Raw genomic sequence first — 18841 nt, forward strand, 5'->3', positions numbered from 1 at the left:
ATAGGCCCGCCCGGAGACCCGCGCCGTCGCGCGTGGGAGAGGATTGGACAGCCGGCTGGAGCATTGCATGGCGGCGAATAAGAAAGCGGCGGCAGCGTCCGGCGCGAAGGCGAATACCAAGCGCGTTCCGCGCAAACTGGCGGAGGAGATCGGCAGGCGCATCGCCGGTTCGCTATTGCCCGACGAGCCCGAACTCACCGGCAAGGCCTTGGACGAGGCGGCGAAATTCACCGCGCGCACCGCGATGCAGCGCGACGCGGACGAACCCACCTTCGCGATCGAGACGATCAGCGGTTCGGCATCCGAACGCTTCATGCGGATCGCGATCGTCAACGACGACATGCCGTTCCTGGTCGATTCCATTGCGCTGACCCTCGCCAATGCAGGTGCCGCGATCCATCGCCTCGTTCACCCCGTATTGTGCGTGGAGCGCAACGCAAAGGGGCGTCTCGAGGACGTGCCGAAGAACCCCGCGAAAGACTGTCGGCGCGAGTCGATGATCTATATCGAGACCGACCGGATCGATGCGAAGCATCGCCACGAGCTCGAAAAGGCGATCGCCTCGACCCTGGCGGACACGCGCGCCGCGGTGACCGACTGGCCCAGGATGCAGGAACTGATGGCGGCCGATGCCGAACGGCTCGGCGATTCCGAAAGTGCTGCGCTGCTGCAGTGGCTCAACGCCGGCAACCTCACCCAGCTCGGGCACATTACCCGCTATCGCGACGGTTCGCACAGCGACGTCCTCGGCATCTGCCGCAAGAGCAGCAAGTCGGTGCTGTTCGACCAGAGCTACGATCGCGCGTTCAAGTGGTTCGAGGATGCTGCCGACGGTTCGCGCTCGAAGGGCGCGCTGATCATCAAGTCGAACCGGCTGAGCAAAGTCCACCGCCAGGTCCCGCTCGACCTGTTCATCGTTCCTGTCCGAGAGCAGGGCAAGGTCACCGCGCTGTCGGTCCATGCCGGCGTCTGGACCAGCGCCGCGCTGGCGACCACGCCGACCGAGATTCCTGTCTTGCGTTCGCGGCTCGGCGAGCTGATCGCCAAGTTCGATTTCGATCCCGGCGGCCATGCCGGCAAGGCACTGGTGCATGCGCTGCGCACCCTCCCGCACGATCTGGTGATCGGGTTCGAGGCCGACGACCTCGAACGCATCGTCACCGCGATGATGAGCCTGACCGATCGGCCGCGGCCCAAGCTGTCGATGGTGCAGGCCCCGCTTGCCCGGCACCTCTTCGCCTTCGTCTGGCTGCCGCGCGACACGATGTCGACCACGGTGCGCAAGCAGATCCAGGACATGCTCGGCGATGCCGCCGACGCCACGCTGCTCGACTGGAGCCTGACGATCGAGGGCGGCAATCTGGCCATGCTCCGCTTTGTCTACGATATCCGCGACGGGCAGAAGACGCCCGAAGAAGCGCCGCTCGATGAACGGCTGCAGGCAATGGTTCGCGGCTGGAGCGAAGCGGTCGAAGGCGAGCTCGCCAACCATGAGGAATCAAGCCGCGCGGCGGCAATTGCAGCCCGCTACGCCCCTGCGTTCCCCCTTGGCTACCGGGCGAATTACGGCCCGCTCGAGGCGGCGACCGATATCCGGCGGCTGCGCAACCTGTCCGACGAACAAGGTGCCGATGGCGCGCCCATGCGCGGCGCGCGGCTCCATCGCCTGCCAGACGACCAGGGCAACCGGCTGCGGCTGAAAGTCTACCAGAAGAAGGGCGTGCTCGCGCTTTCGGATGCAGTGCCCGCGCTCGAGAATTTCGGGTTCCGCGTGCTCGGCGAGGTTCCGACCCGGCTCGAGGACGGCGAACTCGGCACGATCCACGATTTCGAGCTCGGCCTGCCGGTCGGGGTCACCGCCGAACGCCTGCTCGAGCGCGCCGAGCCGATCGAGGCGGCGATCGCCGAAGTGCTCAACGGCAATGACGAGAACGATTTCTTCAATTCGTTGATCGTCGCCACCGGCCTCGCCGCGCAGGAAGCCGAGTGGCTCCGGGCCTGGTTCCGCTACCTCCGCCAGACCGGGATGGGCTTCGGCCTTCCTACCGTCGTCGCGGCGCTCCAGCATGCGCCCGACGTCACGCGCTCGCTCATCGCCCTGTTCCGCGCGCAGCACGATCCCGACCATGGCAAGGATCGCGATGGCGCGGCGAAGAAAGCGCGCGATGCGGTCCGCCGTGGCCTGGTGAAGGTGAAGGCAATCAACGACGACCGCCTGCTTCGGCTCTATTCGAGCACGATCGACGCGATCCTGCGCACCAACGCATTCGCCCCGCTGGGCGAGGACGCGCTGGCATTCAAGTTCGATTCCTCCAAGGTCCCGGGCCTGCCCAAGCCGCTGCCGTGGCGCGAGATCTTCGTCTATTCGCGCCGCGTCGAAGGCATCCACCTGCGCGCCGGCCCGGTCGCGCGCGGGGGCCTGCGCTGGTCCGACCGGCGCGACGATTTCCGCACCGAGGTGCTCGGCCTGATGAAGGCTCAGCGCGTCAAGAACGCGGTCATCGTGCCGACCGGTGCCAAGGGCGGCTTTTATCCGAAGCAACTGCCCGATCCCTCGCAGGATCGCGATGCCTGGCTGGCCGAGGGGCAGGCAAGCTACGAAGTCTTCATCCGCGCATTGCTCTCGATCACCGACAACATCGTCGACGACAAGGTCGTGCATCCGGAACGCGTCGTCATCCACGACGGCGAGGATCCCTATTTCGTCGTCGCCGCCGACAAGGGCACCGCGACCTATTCCGACGTCGCCAACGGGATCGCCGACGATTTCGGTTTCTGGCTCGACGACGCCTTCGCCTCGGGAGGATCGAAGGGCTACGATCACAAGGCGATGGGGATCACCGCTCGCGGCGCGTGGGTTTCGGTCCAGCGTCATTTCCTCGAAATGGGCGTCAATGTGCAGGAAGACCCCATTGAGGTCGTCGGCGTCGGCGACATGTCGGGCGACGTGTTCGGCAACGGCATGCTGCTGTCGAAAGCGATCAAGCTCGTCGCCGCGTTCGACCATCGCGACATCTTCATCGATCCCGATCCCGATCCGGCAGTCAGCTGGAAGGAGCGCTCGCGCCTGTTCAAGCTCGGCCGGTCGAGCTGGAAGGATTACGACACGGCGAAGATTTCGGCGGGCGGCGGGGTGTTCTCGCGCTCGGAGAAGTCGATCGCATTGAGCGAGCAGGCGCGCAAGGCGCTGGGAATCGAGGACAAGTCGGTCGATCCCGAAGCGCTGATGCAGGCGATCCTCAAGGCACCCGCCGACCTGCTGTGGTTCGGCGGCATCGGCACCTATGTGAAGGCCAGCAGCGAGGCCAACAGCCAGGTCGGCGACCCGGCCAACGACGCGATCCGGGTCGACGGTTCGGAGTTGCGGGTCAAGGCGATCGGCGAAGGCGCCAATCTCGGCATCACGCAGGCCGGGCGCATCCAGTTCGCGCTCGAAGGAGGCCGGATCAACGCCGACTTCATCGACAATTCCGCCGGGGTCGATTGCTCGGACAACGAGGTCAATATCAAGATCGCGCTCGCCGCGGCGAAGCGCAATGGCGAGCTGACCGAACAGCGCCGCGTCAACCTGCTCGAGAAGATGACCGACGAGGTCGCCGAGATCGTGCTCGACGACAACCGCCTCCAGGCGCTCGCGCTGTCGATCGCCGAACGCGGCGGGGCGCAGGCGACCGGCTCCTATGTCCGCCTGGTCGAGGCGCTCGAAGATCGCGGCTATCTCGATCGCCGGACCGAGGGGATCGCCGACGGGGCCTCGCTGGTTCGCCGCGCCAATGACGGCCAGGGCCTGATGCGACCCGAACTCGCGGTGCTGCTGTCCTCGTCGAAACTCGTGCTGCAGGACGCGATCGAAGGTAGTCCGCTGCCCGAGGACCCGGCACTCGAACGCGAGCTGTTCGCCGCCTTCCCCGAACCGATGCGCAAGAAGTTCAAGGGCGAGATCGAAGGTCATCGTCTGCGGCGCGAGCTGATCGCGACCAAGCTTTCGAACCTGATCATCAACCGGATGGGGGTCAGCCACCCGTTCGAACTGGTCGAGGAAGAAGGCGTGACGCTGGCGCAGGTCGCGTCGGCCTTCGTCGCGGCTGACCGGTTGTTCGACCTGCCCGCGTTGTTCGAGCGGATCGAAGAGACGCCGATGGACGAACAGGCCCGGCTCGAACTGTTCGACCGCGTCGCCTGGGCGATCCGCACCCATATCGCCGACCTGTTGCGCAGTGGCGGCGGCGATTGCCATCCGAGCGAATTGGTGAAGAAGCTCTCGCCCGGCATCACCAAGCTCGACAAGGCCAAGCAGCGGCTCCTCGCCGAGGAAGGCAAGGCCTATTCGAACCGCATCCGCACCAAGCTGAGCGAAGCCGGTGCACCGAGCGAACTGGTGGAGGAAATCGCCGAACTGTTCGAACTGGACGGCGCTGTCGGCCTCGTCCAGCTGGCCTGCGACAGCGATGTCCAGCCGGTGCAGCTGACCAAGGCCTTCATCCAGCTTGGCCGCGAATTGGGTCTCGACTGGGCGCAGACCACGGCCTCGCAGATGAATCCGTCCGACCCGTGGGAGCGGCTGCTGGTCGCGGGACTGGCACAGGATTTCCAGCACATGCGGCTGGCGTTCCTGCGCCGCGTCGGGCGCGGCAAGTTGGCGAAGGACCCGGTCAAGGCGGTGGACAACTGGTCGGACAAGCACGCCCCGGCGATCGCACAGTTCCGAGCCATGGTCGGCCGTGCGCAGAACGCGGTGCCCGTAACCGCGCCGATGCTCGCCCAGATCGCCAGCCAGGCGCGCAACCTGCTGCTGCGCTAGGCGATGGCGGACGCTGCCGATGTCGTGATCGTCGGGACCGGCCATGCCGGGGCCCAATGCGCGATCGCGCTGCGGCAGCGCGGCTTCGAAGGAACGGTGCGCCTGCTGGGGCGCGAGCCGGACCCGCCCTATGAGCGCCCGCCGCTGAGCAAGGAATACCTCGCCGGAGCCAAGCCGTTCGAACGAATCCTGCTGCGGCCCGAGAATTTCTGGGCCGCCAAGGGGATCGACTGGCAGGGCGGAGCCGAGGTCGTCGGGGTCGATCCGGACGCTCGGACAGTCGAGCTGGCGAGCGGCGAGGAGCTTTCCTACGGCACGCTGGTCTGGGCCGCTGGCGGCGAGGCGCGGCGGCTGTCATGCCCCGGTGCGGACCTCGCAGGCGTCCATGCGATCCGCCGCCGCACCGATACCGATGCGCTGCGCACCGCGATCGAGGCGGGCGCGGGCCGCGTGGCGGTGATCGGCGGCGGCTATATCGGGCTCGAGGCGGCGGCAGTGCTGCGCGGGCTCGGGATCGGGGTCACGGTGTTCGAGCAGGAAGACCGCCTGCTCAAGCGCGTCGCCGGGCGCGAGATTTCCGATTTCTACGCCGCCGAGCACGGCGCGCAGGGGGTGGATATCCGGCTCGGCGCCGAAGTGGTCGCGCTCGAGGGTGAAGGCGCCGTCACCGGCGTCCGCCTAGCAAGCGGAGAAACCGTCCCGACCGACCTTGTGATCGCCGGCATCGGACTGGTGCCCAATATTGCACCCTTGCTGAGCGCCGGCGCGGTCGGCAGTGGCGGGGTCGATGTCGACGAGAACTGCCATACCTCGCTCGACCACGTCTATGCGATCGGTGATTGCGCGCTGCACGCCAACCGCTTCGCCGGCGGCGAGGTGATCCGGCTCGAGTCGGTCCAGAACGCCAACGACATGGCCAATACCGCCGCGCGCGCGATCGTGGACGAGCCGGTGCCCTACGATGCGGTGCCGTGGTTCTGGTCGAACCAGTACGACCTCAGGCTGCAGACGGTGGGACTGTCGAACACGCATGACGAGCGTGTGCTGCGCGGCGATCCGGCCAGCCGCAGTTTTTCGGTGGTCTACCTGCGGAATGGCCGCGTGGTGGCGCTCGACTGCGTCAACGCGACCCGCGACTATGCCCAGGGACGACGGCTGGTCGAAGCCGGAACGCAGGCGCCGGTCGAGGCGCTGGCCGACCCCGAGATCCCGCTCAAGTCGTTGCTGTAAGCCGTGCGGCGGCCCATTCGGCCGCCTCGGCGACCACCGGATCGGGGTCTTCGCGCAACACGCCGACCTGATCGAGCAATCCGTGTTCCCCGCTGTTCCCCGCCGCGATAAGGCAATTGCGCACGAAGCGATTGCGCCCGATCCGCTTGATCGGCGAGCCCGAAAACAGCGAACGGAAGCCTGCATCGTCGAGCGCGAGGAACTCGGCGAGGCGCGGCGCGACGAGTTCGGCCCGCGGGAGGAATTCCTTCCACCGATGCGCGGTATCGGCGAACTTGTTCCACGGACACACGGCGAGGCAATCGTCGCAGCCATAGATCCGGTTCCCCATGGCGGCGCGGAATTCCTCGGGGATCGGCCCTGCATGTTCGATCGTGAGGTAGGAGATGCAGCGCCGTGCATCGAGCTTGTACGGCTGCGGGAACGCATCGGTCGGGCAGGCGCGTTGGCAATCGTCGCATGATCCGCAACGGTCGGGATGGTCGGGGTCGGGCGCGAACGGCAGATCCGAATAGACCGCGCCGAGGAACAGCCAGCTGCCGTGCTCGCGGCTGACGAGGTTGGTGTGCTTGCCCTGCCACCCCAGCCCCGCCTTCTGGCCAAGCGGCTTTTCCATCACCGGCGCGGTGTCGACGAACACCTTGACCTGTCGCTCGCCCAGCCCCTCCTTCGTTGCTTCGGCGACCAGCCAGCGCGCCAGTGCCTTGAGCTTTTTTTTCACCGCGTCGTGATAGTCGCGTCCCTGCGCATAGACCGAGATCCGCGCGCGATCGGGTTCGTCTTCCAGCGCGAGTGGATCGGTCGACGGCGCATAGCTCGCCCCCAGCGCAATCACGCTTCGGGCTTCTGGCCAGAGCGATTGCGGGCCTTGGCGTTGATGCGCGCGCGCTTCCATCCAGCCCATCTCGCCATGCATGCCTTCGCCGATCCAGGCATGCAGCCGCGCGCCCGTCGCCGGGTCGTCTTTTGCCGCCGCGAAGCCGACCGCATCGAAACCGAGCTGCACCGCCTCGTCGCGCAAGCGATCCTGTAGCGCCGCGAGGCTGTCGGGCGATGGAGCTTTAACCTTTGGCGCGCTAGGTGCAGTCATCGGTACGAGTGGCTAGACAGGACGGGCATGGTGCACAAGCTGGCGATCGAGGCACACGGGCTGCTCAAGCGCTTCGAGGGGACCCTCGCGGTCTCGGGCGTCGACCTCGCCGTACCAGAAGGTTCGATCTACGGCATCCTCGGCCCCAACGGCGCGGGCAAGACCACCACGATCCGCATGCTGCTGGGGATCATCGACCCCGACGAAGGTACGCGCACCCTGCTCGGTTCGGACGATCCGGTGTCGATGGCGCATGCCGTGGGCTATCTGCCGGAAGAGCGAGGGCTCTACCCGGCGATGAAGGCCTACGAGGCGATCGCCTTCCTTGGTGCGCTGCGCGGCCTGCCGCTCGACGAAGGGCGGCGGCGCGGGCGTGAGCTGCTCGAAGGCTACGGCCTCGGCTATGCGGCCGAACGGCAGGTGCGCCAATTGTCGAAAGGCATGGCGCAGACCGTCCAATTGCTCGGTACGCTGGTGCACAGGCCGCGCCTCGTGGTGTTCGACGAGCCGTTTTCGGGCCTCGATGCGATCAACCAGGGCAAGCTCGAAACACTGATTCGCGATCTCGCCAGCGACGGCACGACGGTGATCTTCTCGACCCATGTCATCGCCCATGCCGAGCGGCTGTGCGACGAGGTGGCGATCATCGCGGGCGGCGAGGTGCCGTTCGCCGGGCCGGTCGACGAGGCACGCGACCGCATCCGGCCGCGCGTTCGGCTGGAAACGGCGGCGCGCGACGGTCGCTGGCGCGATGCCTTGCCCGAAGGCACCCGGCCCGAAGGCGCATTCTGGAATTTCGAACTGCCCGAAAGTGGGGTCGAACCGCTCCTGCGCGCGCTGATCGAAGGCGAGGCGGGGATCCAGTCGCTCTCGATCGAACGCGCGGGGCTGCACGACGCCTTCGTCGAAATCGCGGGCGAGGCGGCGGCGCGCCAGCTCGAGGCGGATATGACGGGAGAGACCCGATGAGCGAAGAACGCATCGAGGAGCATACCGGCCGCCTCAGCCGCTGGCAGGCGGCGATGGTGATCGCGCGGCGCGATTTCGTCGCGATCCTGTTCAGTCGCACCTTCATCTTTTTCCTGCTTGGACCGCTTTTCCCGATCATTGTCGGGGCGCTGGCGGGCGGGATCGGGTCGTCGGTGCGCGACCAGGTCGACCAGCCCGAACTCGGCGTGATGCTCGATGGAGCGGAAACGATCCGCCTCGGCGAAGCCCATGCCCGGCTCTATCCGCAGATGGGCGGCGCGCTGCCCGCGATCCAGCAAGTCGAGGAGGGCGATCCGCGAACCGCCTTGCAGGACAATGCGCGCAATCTCGGCGCGATCCTTTCGGGGTCGATCGATCGACCTATCCTGGTGGGAACGCAGGACCAGATCGCCAGCTGGCACGGGCCGGTCGGCTTGCTGCTCGCCGAAGCCAGGCGCGACGGCGCACCGCTCGCACGGCCTTCGATCGCACTCGTCCCGACCGCCACGAGCACCGCCGACGTCACCCGCTCGCGGCTCGTCACCGCGCAATCGGGACAGGTGCTGCTGTTCCTGCTGATCATGTTGCTGGCGGGGATGGTCCTGTCCAACCTCGTCGAGGAAAAGGGCAACAAGGTGATCGAGATCCTCGCCGCGGCGATCCCGATGGAATCGGTGTTCCTCGGAAAGCTCTTCGCGATGCTCGCCGTCTCGATGGTCGGGATCGTGGTGTGGCTCGGCGTGGGGGGCGCGATCTATCTCGGCGCGGGCAACAGCATTCCGGTGCTGCCCGAACCGGCGGTCGGCTGGCCGCTCTTCATCGCCTTCGGGGTGGTCTATTTCTCGATGGGCTACCTCCTGCTCGGTTCGCTGTTTCTCGCGATCGGGTCGCTCGCGACCACGGTGCGCGAGGTGCAGACCCTCTCGATGCCAGTCACCATGCTCCAGCTCGTGGTGTTCTTCTTCGCCAGCTATGCGCTCGCAGCGACGGGCACTTGGGTCGAATGGTTCGCGATTCTCTTCCCCTTCAGCTCGCCCTTCGCGATGTTCGCGCGCGCGGCGATCGATCCGGCGCTGTGGCCGCACCTGCTGGCGATCGGCTGGCAGGCGGCGAGCGTCGCGCTGTTCGTCACCATCGGCGCGCGCCTGTTCCGTCGCTGGGTGATGAAGAGCGGCCCGCGCGGCGCGAAGAAGCGCAGCGCCTGGTCCCGGCTATTCGGTCGCAAAACGAAACTGACTTGACTCGGAGGCCCGCCCGGCATCATTCCTGCAGGGGGAGAGACCATGACCGACCAAGCGCACGCCTATCCGGGTGAGTACCGTTCCGCGCCGACCGCCTATGCGGCGCTGAGCGAGTATCTCGAGAGCCATCCGGACCACCAGCTGCACCATCCGCACCCCTTCGATGTCAGCCGCTCGGACATCTATCTCGAGGATCGATGGCAGCCGATCTTTGCCGAGATGCGCGCCATGGGCCCGCTCCACTATGTCGACGAAAGCCCGTTCCGGCCGCATTGGAACGTGGTCTCGCACAAGGCGATCGCGCATGTCGAAGCGCTGCCCGACCTGTTCTCCTCCTCGTGGGAATATGGCGGGATCACCATCCTCGACCGGGCCGAGGACGTCGCACCCGAAGAAGCTTTCGAACTGCCGATGTTCATCGCCATGGACCGGCCCGAACACACCGCACAGCGCCGTACCGTGTCCCCGGCCTTCACCCCCACCGAGATGAAGCGGCTCGAGGAAAGCATCCGCCGCCGCACGGGGACATTGCTCGACAGCCTGCCGATCAGCGAGCAGTTCGACTGGGTCGAGAAGGTCTCGATCGAGCTCACCACGCAGATGCTGGCGATCCTGTTCGGATTTCCATGGGAGGACCGCCACCTGCTGACCTACTGGTCCGACTGGGCGGGCGACACCGAGCTCGCCACCGTGCGCGAACTCGACAAGCTGCGGCAAGACATCCTGCGCGAGATGGGCAGCTATTTCGGGCAGCTCTGGTCCGATCGCGCCAAGGGCGAACAGGGCAAGGACCTGATCTCGATGATGATTCGCTCGGACAGCATGAACCACATGAGTCCGCAGGAGTTCATCGGCAATCTCGTGCTCCTGATCGTCGGCGGCAACGATACTACCCGCAACACGATGAGCGGCATCGTCCATGCGTTTCACGAATTTCCCGAACAGCGCATCGCGTTCGAGAACGACAGCTCGCTGATTCCCAACGCGGTGCAGGAATGCATCCGCTACCAGACCCCGCTCGCGCATATGCGCCGGACCGCGACCGAGGATACCGAACTGTTCGGCAAGAAGATCGCCAAGGGCGACAAGCTGGTGCTCTGGTATCTCTCCGCCAATCGTGACGAGGAAGTATTCGAGAATCCCGACCAGCTCGATATCCGGCGCGAGAACGCCCGCCGCCATCTCGCTTTCGGATACGGCATCCACCGCTGCGTCGGCGCGCGGCTGGCCGAGCTCCAATTGCGGGTGCTGCTCGAAGAGATGCACAAGCGGCGGCTCCACGCCAACGTCACCGGCAAGGTCGAGCGCACGCGCGCCAATTTCGTCCACGGTTTCCGCAAGCTCGAGGTCGAACTCAAGCGCTTCTGAACTGAAACCAAACTGCGTCCCGTTCCGTATCTAGGAGTATGACGACGCGAAAATTTCACTTCACCCGCCGCAAGGCGCTCGGGCTCGCGGGCACCGGTGCACTGCTCGGTTTCGTCGCCTTCTCGTCGGGGAGCCCGGTTTCTGCCAAGGGATTCCCGGTCCGGCGGAGCGAGGCCGAATGGCGCCGGCGGCTCACGAGGCAGCAATTCTACATCCTGCGCGAAGCCGGCACCGAGCTGCCCCATTCGTCGCCGCTCAACGACGAGAAGCGCAAGGGAACCTATCACTGCCGGGGCTGCGACAATGCGGTGTTCTCGTCGACGGCCAAGTATGAAAGCGGGACCGGCTGGCCGAGCTTTTGGAAGCCGATCCGCGGCGCGGTCGGCACCGAAGCAGATTACCGGCTGGTGGTCCCGCGCACCGAGGTTCATTGTGCCGATTGCGGCGGGCATCTCGGACACGTCTTCGACGACGGGCCGAAGCCCACCGGCAAGCGCTGGTGCATGAACGGCGCGGCGATGAAGTTCAGGCCCGCATGACGATGCAGGCGGTGACCTAGCCGGTCGCCTCGATCTGCGTCGGGGTGATATCGGCCAATCCTTCTTCGTTCGAGCCCTTCCCGCGCTGGAGCTGGCTGGCGAGCAGTGCGAGTTCGTCGAAACGGAAGGTATCGTCGAATACGAGGCCGTAGGTATCGCCCTTGCGCCAGCGGACCTGCGCGGCGACGGTGCGAAGGCCCTTGATCTCGAGCCGCAAGCGCTGGTCGCGGGCCAGGGGGTGCTGCGTCTCGATCCGCGCGCCCTGCTGCGAGAGGTTGAATACCTTCGCCGAAACTTTCTGGATCCCGACAAGGATATGCGTTTCGAGCGCCAGTTTGAGTCGAACGCCGCGCTTGGGATAGGGGGTCAGCTCGTTGATCAGTTCCTCGAGCTCGATTTCCCTGGCAAAGCGGAAGCCGGCTTCGCTCTCGTTTTCCCACATCTTCTCGACGTCGTAGCAAAGCTCCGAGGCAAGCTCGAGCTGCATCTCCTTCGCGTCGGGGAGCTTGTGGTAGATCTTGGCGCGGAATCCGGTGGTCGAAGCATCGCGCAGGACGCACAGGAACTCACCCTTGGGAGTCACCAGCTTGCCGGTGCGCATCAGTAGGCGCAGGCGCTCTGCGCCACGCTGGTCCCGCGCGTCGGCTGGCACGTCCGAATCTTCTGAATTCTGATGAACCCCGGAGGTGTCCACGCGGTGCTCCTGAACGTATCCCCTTGCGCGGAAATCGCCACGCGGAAGCAAGGGTTACGTCTGACTGGTTAACACTCGGCAAACGCCGCGCTGACGCAGAACGCGTAACCCGATCGGCAGCCCGCTGAAAAACCGGCGAACGCCCGTGCGACCGGGCCCGGCGCCGCGATTTCCGGTGGTGCGGGTGGTGGGACTCGAACCCACACGATCAAGGATCAGGGGATTTTAAGTCCCCGGCGTCTACCATTCCGCCACACCCGCACACGGCGGCGGGCCTAGCGGGTGCGAACGCTATCTGTCTATCGGGGAAGCGAAAGCGTCAGTCGTTGAGCCGTTCGCGAATCGCCTTGCCGGCCTTGAAAAAGGGGACTGACTTGGCCGGTACCTCGACCGCTTCGCCTGTGCGCGGGTTGCGTCCGGTGCGGGCTTCGCGCTGGCGCGTCGAAAAGGCCCCGAAACCGCGCAGCTCGACCCGCCCGCCATCGGCGAGCTGGTTGGCGATCTCATCGAAGAAAATGTCGACGACCTGTTCGACGTCTTCCTGACGCATGTCGGGATGCTTGCGTGATAGGGTGTGGACCAGTTCGGACCGGATCATAGTTTTCCCTCCAATCGCCAGCCGGTGCGACCCGTCTATCCGGTTGGAACTACGAAATGTTGTCCACTTCCGTGCCAGAGCGCGCGCGCCGGCGCAATGGGCTAGGGATTTTGCCGGAGGGGGCGGAAAGGTCAGCTTGTCTCGAGCAGATCGTCCATCGCGATGCCGAGCCGGTCGATCCGTGCGCGGATCGCGGGCCACTCCTCGCCGATGAAGCGCTTGCGCTCCTGCCGCAGCAGGGCGGAACGCGCGCCGGTCGCAACGAACATGCCGATCCCGCGTCGCACCTCGACCTGGCCGTCCTGCTGGAACTGCTGGTAGGCCTTGGCGACGGTGAGCGGGTTGGCGCCTTCCTGCGCCGCGAACGCGCGTACCGAAGGGAGCATCTCGCCTTCCCCATAGCGCCCGTCGATGATCGCGGCGGCGATCTTGTCGCGCAGTTGCAGGTAGATCGGGCGGGTGTCGGAATCGCTCATGGGTGAAGCAGTGCCATAATACAGCGTGGCGCGTCAAGGAGCGAATCCCTGCAAAATCGGCGCGTGACCGCCGATTAACCGCTTCACACGCGCGATTCATCCGCTAGGGTGCCCGCTTTCCGCCCCGGGGAGGGCGATCAAGACAATAAATGGGGAAGGTTCCTTAATGAAAGACATCGGACTTTGGCAGGAGGCGGACTGGATCGCGGCGATCGCCGCGGTGGTTCTCTCGCTGTTCCTTATCGCGGGCGCGTTTGCCGTCACGCGCAAGCAGCCGGAAGTGGGGGGGCATCCGAAAGGCCTCTACATCCTGTTCTTCGCCGAAATGTGGGAGCGTTTTTCCTATTACGGGATGCGCGCCCTCCTGATTTTCTACCTGACCCAGCATTGGCTCTACAACGATAGCCGTTCGAACATCATCTACGGCGCCTATGTCAGCCTGGTGTACATCACGCCGGTGCTTGGCGGCTGGATCGCCGACCGCTATCTCGGTCAGCGCAAGGCTGTCCTGTTTGGCGCGGTCCTCCTTACGCTCGGCCATTTCTTCATGGCGTTCGAGGGTGACGGTGCGCTTGGCCAGGACAACCCGATGATCAGTGTTTTCTGGCTCGCCCTGTCGCTGATCATCGTCGGCTCGGGCTTCCTCAAGGCCAATATCTCGGTGATCGTGGGCCAACTCTATCCGCGCACCGACGTGCGTCGCGACGGCGCCTATACGATCTTCTACATGGGGATTAACGTTGGCGCGGCGATCGGTACGATCCTCGCCGGTTACCTTGGTGTGACGCTCGGCTGGGCCTATGGCTTCGGTGCCGCCGGCCTCGGCATGTTGCTCGGCCTCGTTGTGTTCGTGCTTGGCAAGCCGCTGCTGCTTGGTCAGGGCGAACCGCCCAAGCCGCTCTCCAAGAACACCGAGTACACCATGTACGGCATCGGCCTGGTCGGCGTCGTGATCATGTGGTTCCTGATCCAGTACCAGTCGGTCGTGGGTGGCCTCATGCTGGTTTCGGGTATCGCGCTGCTCGGATACGTGCTGGTTGAGGCGTTCCGACTGGAGAAGGAGCCGCGCGAGCGGATGTTCGCAATCCTGTTCCTGATCGCGTTGCAGCCGCTGTTCTGGGGACTGTTCGAACAGGCCGGCGGTTCGCTGAACCTGTTCACCGATCGCTATATCGACCTGGGTGGCGTGCCTGCCCCGATCTTCCAGTCGATCAATCCGATCTACATCATCCTGCTGGCCCCGGTGTTCGCCGGGCTGTGGACCTTCCTCGGCAAGCGCGGGCTCGAGCCCTCCACGCCGGCCAAGTTCGGGCTCGGCCTCGTCCAGCTCGGCTTCGGCTTCCTGGTCCTGGTGTGGGGTGCGGCCACGGTCGGCGTCGATGCCAAGATCCCGGTGCTGTTCCTGTTCGGGATATACCTGTTCCACACGACCGGCGAACTGTGCCTCTCGCCAGTGGGCCTCTCGGCGATGAACCGCCTGGCTCCGCGGCACCTGGCCAGCCTGATCATGGGCGCCTGGTTCTTTGCCACGGCGGGCGGCAACTATGTCGCCGGCATGATCGGCGCCGCCACCGGTGGTGAGGACGGCGAGATGACGCGCGAAGCAACGCTCTCGATCTACCAGCAGATCGGCTGGGTCGCGATCGGCGTCGGTGTGTTCGTCATCCTGATCGCGCGTTTCGTGAAGAAGCTGATGCATCTCGAGACGCTGGCGGACGACGAAGTCGGCGACGATCTTCTGGGTCAGTCCGAAGGACCGGGAGAAGCCCAGGGCGCGGGCATCCACCCGGCGGTCGATCCGAACCGCAGCTAAAGGCAAACGGCAAGGGCGCGGAGACTTCGGTCCCCGCGCCCTTTCTTTTTTCAATTTCCGAATTTTCCGACTGGGGGCTTCCATGAACCGAACGATCCGAATGGCGCTTTGCGCCGGCGCTGCGAGCCTGATGCTCGGTGCCTGCGCTTCGACGGGGGCGACCGAGCCCGACAGCGCGCCTGCCGCGCGCGAAACTCGCGCCGACGATGGCTCGGTGCCTTTCGCCTCGACCTACGAGCGCTATCCCGGCGCACCCACGGCGCTGGTCGGCGCAACGATCTACGATGGCACCGGCGGCGAAATCCGCGGCGGAACCGTGCTGTTTGCCGATGGCAAGGTGGTCGGCATCGGCGACGCCTCGCTCGCGATCCCCGAAGGCTACACGCGGATCGACGGGCGCGGGAAGTTCGTCACCCCCGGGATCATCGATATTCACTCGCATCTCGGCGATTACCCGACTCCCTCGGTCGATGCGCATTCGGACGGCAACGAGGCGACGAGTCCGACAACCCCCGAAGTCTGGGCTGAACACTCGGTCTGGCCGCAGGACCCTGGCTTCAGTCGCGCGCTCGCCAATGGCGGGGTCACCAGCCTGCAGATCCTGCCGGGCTCGGCGAACCTGATGGGCGGCCGGTCGGTGACGCTCAAGAACGTGCCCAGCCGCACGGTGCAGGGAATGAAGTTCCCCGGCGCGCCCTATGGTTTCAAGATGGCCTGCGGCGAGAACCCCAAGCGGGTCTATGGCGGGCGTGGCCGGATGCCTTCTACGCGGATGGGCAATTTCGCGGTCAACCGGCAGACCTGGCTCGATGCCAAGGACTATGCCGAGGGTGACCGCGACAAGCGCGACCTCGCCAAGGAAACGCTCGCTGGCGTGCTCGACGGCGACATCCTGGTTCACAACCACTGCTACCGCGCCGACGAGATGGCGCTGGTGATGGATATGGCCAAGGAGATGGGTTACCGCGTGACCGCGTTCCACCATGCGGGCGAAAGTTACAAGATCGGCGACCTCCTCCGCGAAAACGACGTGTGCAGCGCGGTCTGGGCCGATTGGTACGGTTTCAAGATGGAAGCCTATGACGGGATCCCAGAGAACGCCGCGCTGATCCACAACCAGGGCGCCTGCGTGGTGATCCATTCGGACAGCGAGAACGGCATCCAGCGACTGAACCAGGAAGCGGCCAAGGCGCAGGCCGCCGGTCGCCGGCTCGGAATCGACATTCCCGACCACGACGTGATCCGCTGGATCACCCTGAACGCCGCCAAGGCGATGGGGATCGACGAGATGACCGGCAGCCTCGAACGCGGCAAGATGGCGGACGTCGTGCTGTGGAACGGCGATCCGCTCTCGGTCTATTCTCGGCCCGAAAAAGTCTGGGTCGACGGTGCGCTGCTCTACGACGCGCTGGACAGGAAGCGTCGCCCGGTGAGCGATTTCGAGCTCGGCCAGCCCGGCGAAGGAGACGTGAAATGATCCGCAACACGCTGATGGCCGCTGCGGCCACGATCGCCTTCGCTACTCCCGCTGCGGCGCAGGATTTCGCGATCACCAATGCCACCCTCGCCACCGGCGACGGCTCGAACCCGATCGAGGGCGCGACGATCGTCGTACGCAACGGCCGCGTCGACGCCGCGGGCGTAGGGGTGACCGTTCCCGCCGGAGTTCCGACGCTCGATGGAACCGGATCCTGGGTCACCCCCGGCCTGTTCGCCACGGTCACCGATCTCGGCCTGTGGGATGTCGGCGCGGTGAGCGAAAGCAACGACACGCGGGCGGGCGATTCGCCGTTCAGCGCGGCGCTCGACGTCGCGCCCGCGATCAACCCGCAGTCTCAACACGTGAAGGTCAGCCGCGCCGGAGGCATTACGCGCGCCGCGGTCGCAACCATGCCGTCGAGTTCGATCTTCGGTGGTCAGGGCGCGATCATCGATACCGGCGACGATCCCGATCCGATCGTCCGCGCGCGTGCCTTCCAGGTCGTCGCTCTGGGCGAAGGCGGCGCGCGCCGCGCGGGCGGCAGCCGCGTTTCCGCCCACGCGCTGTTCCGCAACGCGCTGCGTGAAGCCCGCCAATACGGTGCCGATTCGCGCATTTCGGGCACCGCATCGCGCCCGCCCGAACAGCGTACCGGCGACGACATGCCGCTCGATCCGCGACTGGTCGACAACCGTACCGAGCGCGGCGACGACGTGTTGCTGTCGCGCTTCGATGCGGCGGCGCTGGTCCCGGTCGTGACCGGGGCGCAGAAGCTTTACGTCATGGTCGAACGCGCCGCCGATATCCGCGCCGTGCTCGCGCTGCGCGACGAATTCCCGAACCTCGACCTCGTGCTGGTCGGGGCGAGCGAAGGCTGGCTGGTGGCCGACGCAATCGCCGCCGCGAACGTGCCGGTGATCGCCGACGCGCTCGACGACCTGCCCGAATCTTTCGAGCAGCTTGGTGCCACGCAGAGCAATATCGGGCGGATGGTGCGCGCCGGGGTCAAGGTCGCGCTCAATGCCAGCGCGATGGAACAGCCGCGCTACCTGCCGCAATTCGCCGGCAACCTCGTCGCCCTGACCGAGCTACCCGGTGCCGACGGGTTGAGCTGGGGGCAGGCTTTCGCCGCGATCAGCTCGGTCCCCGCGCAGATCAGCGGGATGGGAACGGGTGCAGGCACGCTCTCCCCGGGCGCGATGGGCGATATCGTGGTGTGGGACGGCGATCCGCTCGAAGTCTCGAGCACGCCGGTCAAGGTCTATATCGACGGCATCGAGCAGCCGCTCGAGAACCACCAGACCCGACTAGCCGAGCGCTATCGCGATCTCGACGAGAGTGACCTGCCCAAGGCCTACGACTGGTGAGGGCGGTCGTATGCCTCGCCGCGCTGGTCGCTCCGGTCGCGCTCGCCGCACAGGATGCGCAAGGCGAGGACGCGCCGGTCTACGATCTCGCCTGGCACAACGCCCAGCAACTGGCGGTGGCCAAGCTCCGGCAGGAAGATGGCTGGCGCGTGCTCGAGGGCGGGCTGCGCTATCGCTTCATCGAAGGCGACGGAGGCGGTGAAAGCCCGACGGTCGCGGACACGGTTACAGTGCACTATGCCGGACGCCTGATCGACGGCACCGGGTTCGACAGCTCCTATGCGCGCGGCGAACCGGCGACCTTCCCGCTCGGACGGCTGATCAAGGCATGGCAGCTGGCGATCCCCGAGATGGGCGTTGGCGACACGATCGAGCTCTACGCGCCGGCCGACCTCGCCTATGGCCCGGTCGGCAAGGGGCCGATCCCGGGCAATGCGACGCTGATCTTCAAGGTGGAGCTGATCGCAATCGAGGAGTGAGGGAGATGCTGCATGGTTGATCCGCTGGCCGAACTGGTCGCCGCGAGCGTGGCGTTCGTGGGCTCACATTTCGCCATGTCGCACCCGTTGCGCAGCGCCATGGTGCGGTTGTTCAAACCGCTCGGTTTCACTCTCGTATACGCCGTAATCAGCTTCGCGACGCTGTTCTGGATGGTGCAGGCCTTTGGCAATGCGCCCACGGGCACACCGCTATGGCCGGGCTTCGACGATCTCAGTTGGATCGTCGCTAGCGTCCTGACGCTGGTCGCGATGGTCCTGCTGGCGGGCAGCTTCGCCGGCAATCCGGCCTTTCCGCAGCCCGGCGCGGAGAAGCTCGCGGCGAACAAGGAACCGACAGGTGTTTTCGCCGTCACCCGCCATCCGATGATGTGGGGCTTCGGACTATGGGCGATCGCACATATCCTCGCCGCCCCCACTGCACGCACGCTGGTGGTCGCGACCGCGATCGGGTTCCTGGCACTCGTCGGCGCGCATCTGCAGGACCGCAAGAAGGAAGCCGCGTTGGGCGAGGCGTGGACCGCGTGGGAAGCGAAAACCAGCTACTGGCCGCGCTGGAGCAAATTGCTGTCGGCCGGCTGGCTGTGGTGGGCGATCGGGCTGGTGCTGTGGCTCGGCCTCACCCACGCGCACCAGGCGATGGGCGGCTGGGAAGCGGGCGTGTGGCGATGGGTTTAG

Annotated in this window: 15 protein-coding genes and 1 tRNA gene; 11 read left to right on the forward strand and 5 right to left on the reverse strand. The window is 65.9% G+C overall.

Going from position 1 to position 18841, the window contains the following annotated elements:
• Positions 1-67 precede the first annotated feature (67 nt).
• Both T8S45_RS12855 and T8S45_RS12860 read left to right on the forward strand, forming a co-directional pair.
• On the forward strand, positions 68-4801 hold the full coding sequence (locus T8S45_RS12855; RefSeq protein ID WP_322294013.1) for an NAD-glutamate dehydrogenase: 4734 nt from the start codon (positions 68-70) through the stop codon (positions 4799-4801).
• A 3-nt stretch (positions 4802-4804) separates the two neighbouring features.
• The gene (locus T8S45_RS12860; RefSeq protein WP_322294014.1) at positions 4805-6031 is read left to right on the forward strand and encodes an NAD(P)/FAD-dependent oxidoreductase; all 1227 of its coding nucleotides are present in this window, start codon (positions 4805-4807) and stop codon (positions 6029-6031) included.
• Here the strand turns inward: T8S45_RS12860 and queG are convergent.
• On the reverse strand, positions 6015-7121 hold the full coding sequence (gene queG / locus T8S45_RS12865) for a tRNA epoxyqueuosine(34) reductase QueG (protein WP_322294015.1): 1107 nt from the start codon (positions 7119-7121) through the stop codon (positions 6015-6017). The two genes, T8S45_RS12860 and queG, sit on opposite strands and share 17 nt — an antisense overlap.
• 27 nt (positions 7122-7148) lie before the next feature.
• On the opposite strand from queG, the gene T8S45_RS12870 reads away from it, so the two are divergent.
• Genes T8S45_RS12870 through msrB form a run of 4 tightly spaced genes read left to right on the forward strand, consistent with a single transcriptional unit; the run spans position 7149 to position 11238 of the window.
• Entirely contained in the window at positions 7149-8090 is a 942-nt protein-coding gene (locus T8S45_RS12870) for an ABC transporter ATP-binding protein (protein ID WP_322294016.1), read from the forward strand.
• Positions 8087-9331, forward strand: a complete 1245-nt coding sequence (locus T8S45_RS12875) for an ABC transporter permease (protein WP_322294017.1) — start codon at positions 8087-8089, stop codon at positions 9329-9331. Before T8S45_RS12870 ends, T8S45_RS12875 begins: the two co-directional genes overlap by 4 nt.
• 42 nt (positions 9332-9373) lie before the next feature.
• Positions 9374-10699: a cytochrome P450 gene (locus tag T8S45_RS12880; protein ID WP_322294018.1), complete on the forward strand. Its 1326-nt coding sequence runs from the start codon at positions 9374-9376 to the stop codon at positions 10697-10699.
• Positions 10700-10737: 38 nt separating this feature from the next.
• Entirely contained in the window at positions 10738-11238 is a 501-nt protein-coding gene (gene msrB / locus T8S45_RS12885; RefSeq protein WP_322294019.1) for a peptide-methionine (R)-S-oxide reductase MsrB, read from the forward strand.
• 16 nt (positions 11239-11254) lie between these two features.
• On the opposite strand, the gene T8S45_RS12890 is transcribed toward msrB, so the two are convergent.
• The 4 genes from T8S45_RS12890 to T8S45_RS12905 all read right to left on the reverse strand — a co-directional run bounded on the left by T8S45_RS12890 (position 11255) and on the right by T8S45_RS12905 (position 13006).
• Complete coding sequence (locus T8S45_RS12890; RefSeq protein ID WP_322294020.1) at positions 11255-11890, reverse strand: PilZ domain-containing protein; 636 nt, start codon at positions 11888-11890, stop codon at positions 11255-11257.
• A 218-nt stretch (positions 11891-12108) separates the two neighbouring features.
• Positions 12109-12193: transfer RNA gene (locus T8S45_RS12895), tRNA-Leu, on the reverse strand.
• A 58-nt stretch (positions 12194-12251) separates the two neighbouring features.
• Positions 12252-12530, reverse strand: a complete 279-nt coding sequence (locus tag T8S45_RS12900; protein ID WP_322294021.1) for an integration host factor subunit beta — start codon at positions 12528-12530, stop codon at positions 12252-12254.
• 131 nt (positions 12531-12661) lie between these two features.
• Positions 12662-13006, reverse strand: a complete 345-nt coding sequence (locus T8S45_RS12905) for a GntR family transcriptional regulator (protein WP_188640856.1) — start codon at positions 13004-13006, stop codon at positions 12662-12664.
• 166 nt (positions 13007-13172) lie between these two features.
• Here T8S45_RS12905 and T8S45_RS12910 point away from each other — a divergent pair, with 166 nt between their 5' ends.
• From T8S45_RS12910 to T8S45_RS12930, 5 genes are all read left to right on the forward strand, one after another.
• Positions 13173-14819, forward strand: a complete 1647-nt coding sequence (locus T8S45_RS12910; protein ID WP_188640857.1) for a peptide MFS transporter — start codon at positions 13173-13175, stop codon at positions 14817-14819.
• 82 nt (positions 14820-14901) lie between these two features.
• The gene (locus tag T8S45_RS12915; protein ID WP_322294022.1) at positions 14902-16296 is read left to right on the forward strand and encodes an amidohydrolase; all 1395 of its coding nucleotides are present in this window, start codon (positions 14902-14904) and stop codon (positions 16294-16296) included.
• Entirely contained in the window at positions 16293-17666 is a 1374-nt protein-coding gene (locus tag T8S45_RS12920) for an amidohydrolase family protein (RefSeq protein WP_322294023.1), read from the forward strand. The genes T8S45_RS12915 and T8S45_RS12920 overlap by 4 nt, the downstream gene beginning before the upstream one ends.
• Entirely contained in the window at positions 17663-18145 is a 483-nt protein-coding gene (locus T8S45_RS12925) for an FKBP-type peptidyl-prolyl cis-trans isomerase (protein WP_322294024.1), read from the forward strand. Before T8S45_RS12920 ends, T8S45_RS12925 begins: the two co-directional genes overlap by 4 nt.
• Positions 18146-18157: 12 nt before the next feature.
• Positions 18158-18841, forward strand: a complete 684-nt coding sequence (locus tag T8S45_RS12930) for an NnrU family protein (protein ID WP_322294025.1) — start codon at positions 18158-18160, stop codon at positions 18839-18841.

The sequence above is a fragment of the Pseudoblastomonas marina genome (assembly GCF_034374265.1).
Classification (GTDB): Bacteria; Pseudomonadota; Alphaproteobacteria; order Sphingomonadales; family Sphingomonadaceae; genus Alteriqipengyuania_A; species Alteriqipengyuania_A marina.

What these genes read in the sequence shown, in the direction of transcription:
- T8S45_RS12855 (WP_322294013.1), top strand. Translation starts at nt 68, where the DNA reads ATGGCGGCGAATAAGAAAGCGGCGGCAGCGTCCGGCGCGAAGGCGAAT.
- T8S45_RS12860 (WP_322294014.1), top strand. Translation starts at nt 4,805, where the DNA reads ATGGCGGACGCTGCCGATGTCGTGATCGTCGGGACCGGCCATGCCGGG.
- queG (WP_322294015.1), bottom strand. Translation starts at nt 7,121, where the DNA reads ATGACTGCACCTAGCGCGCCAAAGGTTAAAGCTCCATCGCCCGACAGC.
- T8S45_RS12870 (WP_322294016.1), top strand. Translation starts at nt 7,149, where the DNA reads ATGGTGCACAAGCTGGCGATCGAGGCACACGGGCTGCTCAAGCGCTTC.
- T8S45_RS12875 (WP_322294017.1), top strand. Translation starts at nt 8,087, where the DNA reads ATGAGCGAAGAACGCATCGAGGAGCATACCGGCCGCCTCAGCCGCTGG.
- T8S45_RS12880 (WP_322294018.1), top strand. Translation starts at nt 9,374, where the DNA reads ATGACCGACCAAGCGCACGCCTATCCGGGTGAGTACCGTTCCGCGCCG.
- msrB (WP_322294019.1), top strand. Translation starts at nt 10,738, where the DNA reads ATGACGACGCGAAAATTTCACTTCACCCGCCGCAAGGCGCTCGGGCTC.
- T8S45_RS12900 (WP_322294021.1), bottom strand. Translation starts at nt 12,530, where the DNA reads ATGATCCGGTCCGAACTGGTCCACACCCTATCACGCAAGCATCCCGAC.
- T8S45_RS12905 (WP_188640856.1), bottom strand. Translation starts at nt 13,006, where the DNA reads ATGAGCGATTCCGACACCCGCCCGATCTACCTGCAACTGCGCGACAAG.
- T8S45_RS12910 (WP_188640857.1), top strand. Translation starts at nt 13,173, where the DNA reads ATGAAAGACATCGGACTTTGGCAGGAGGCGGACTGGATCGCGGCGATC.
- T8S45_RS12915 (WP_322294022.1), top strand. Translation starts at nt 14,902, where the DNA reads ATGAACCGAACGATCCGAATGGCGCTTTGCGCCGGCGCTGCGAGCCTG.
- T8S45_RS12920 (WP_322294023.1), top strand. Translation starts at nt 16,293, where the DNA reads ATGATCCGCAACACGCTGATGGCCGCTGCGGCCACGATCGCCTTCGCT.
- T8S45_RS12930 (WP_322294025.1), top strand. Translation starts at nt 18,158, where the DNA reads ATGGTTGATCCGCTGGCCGAACTGGTCGCCGCGAGCGTGGCGTTCGTG.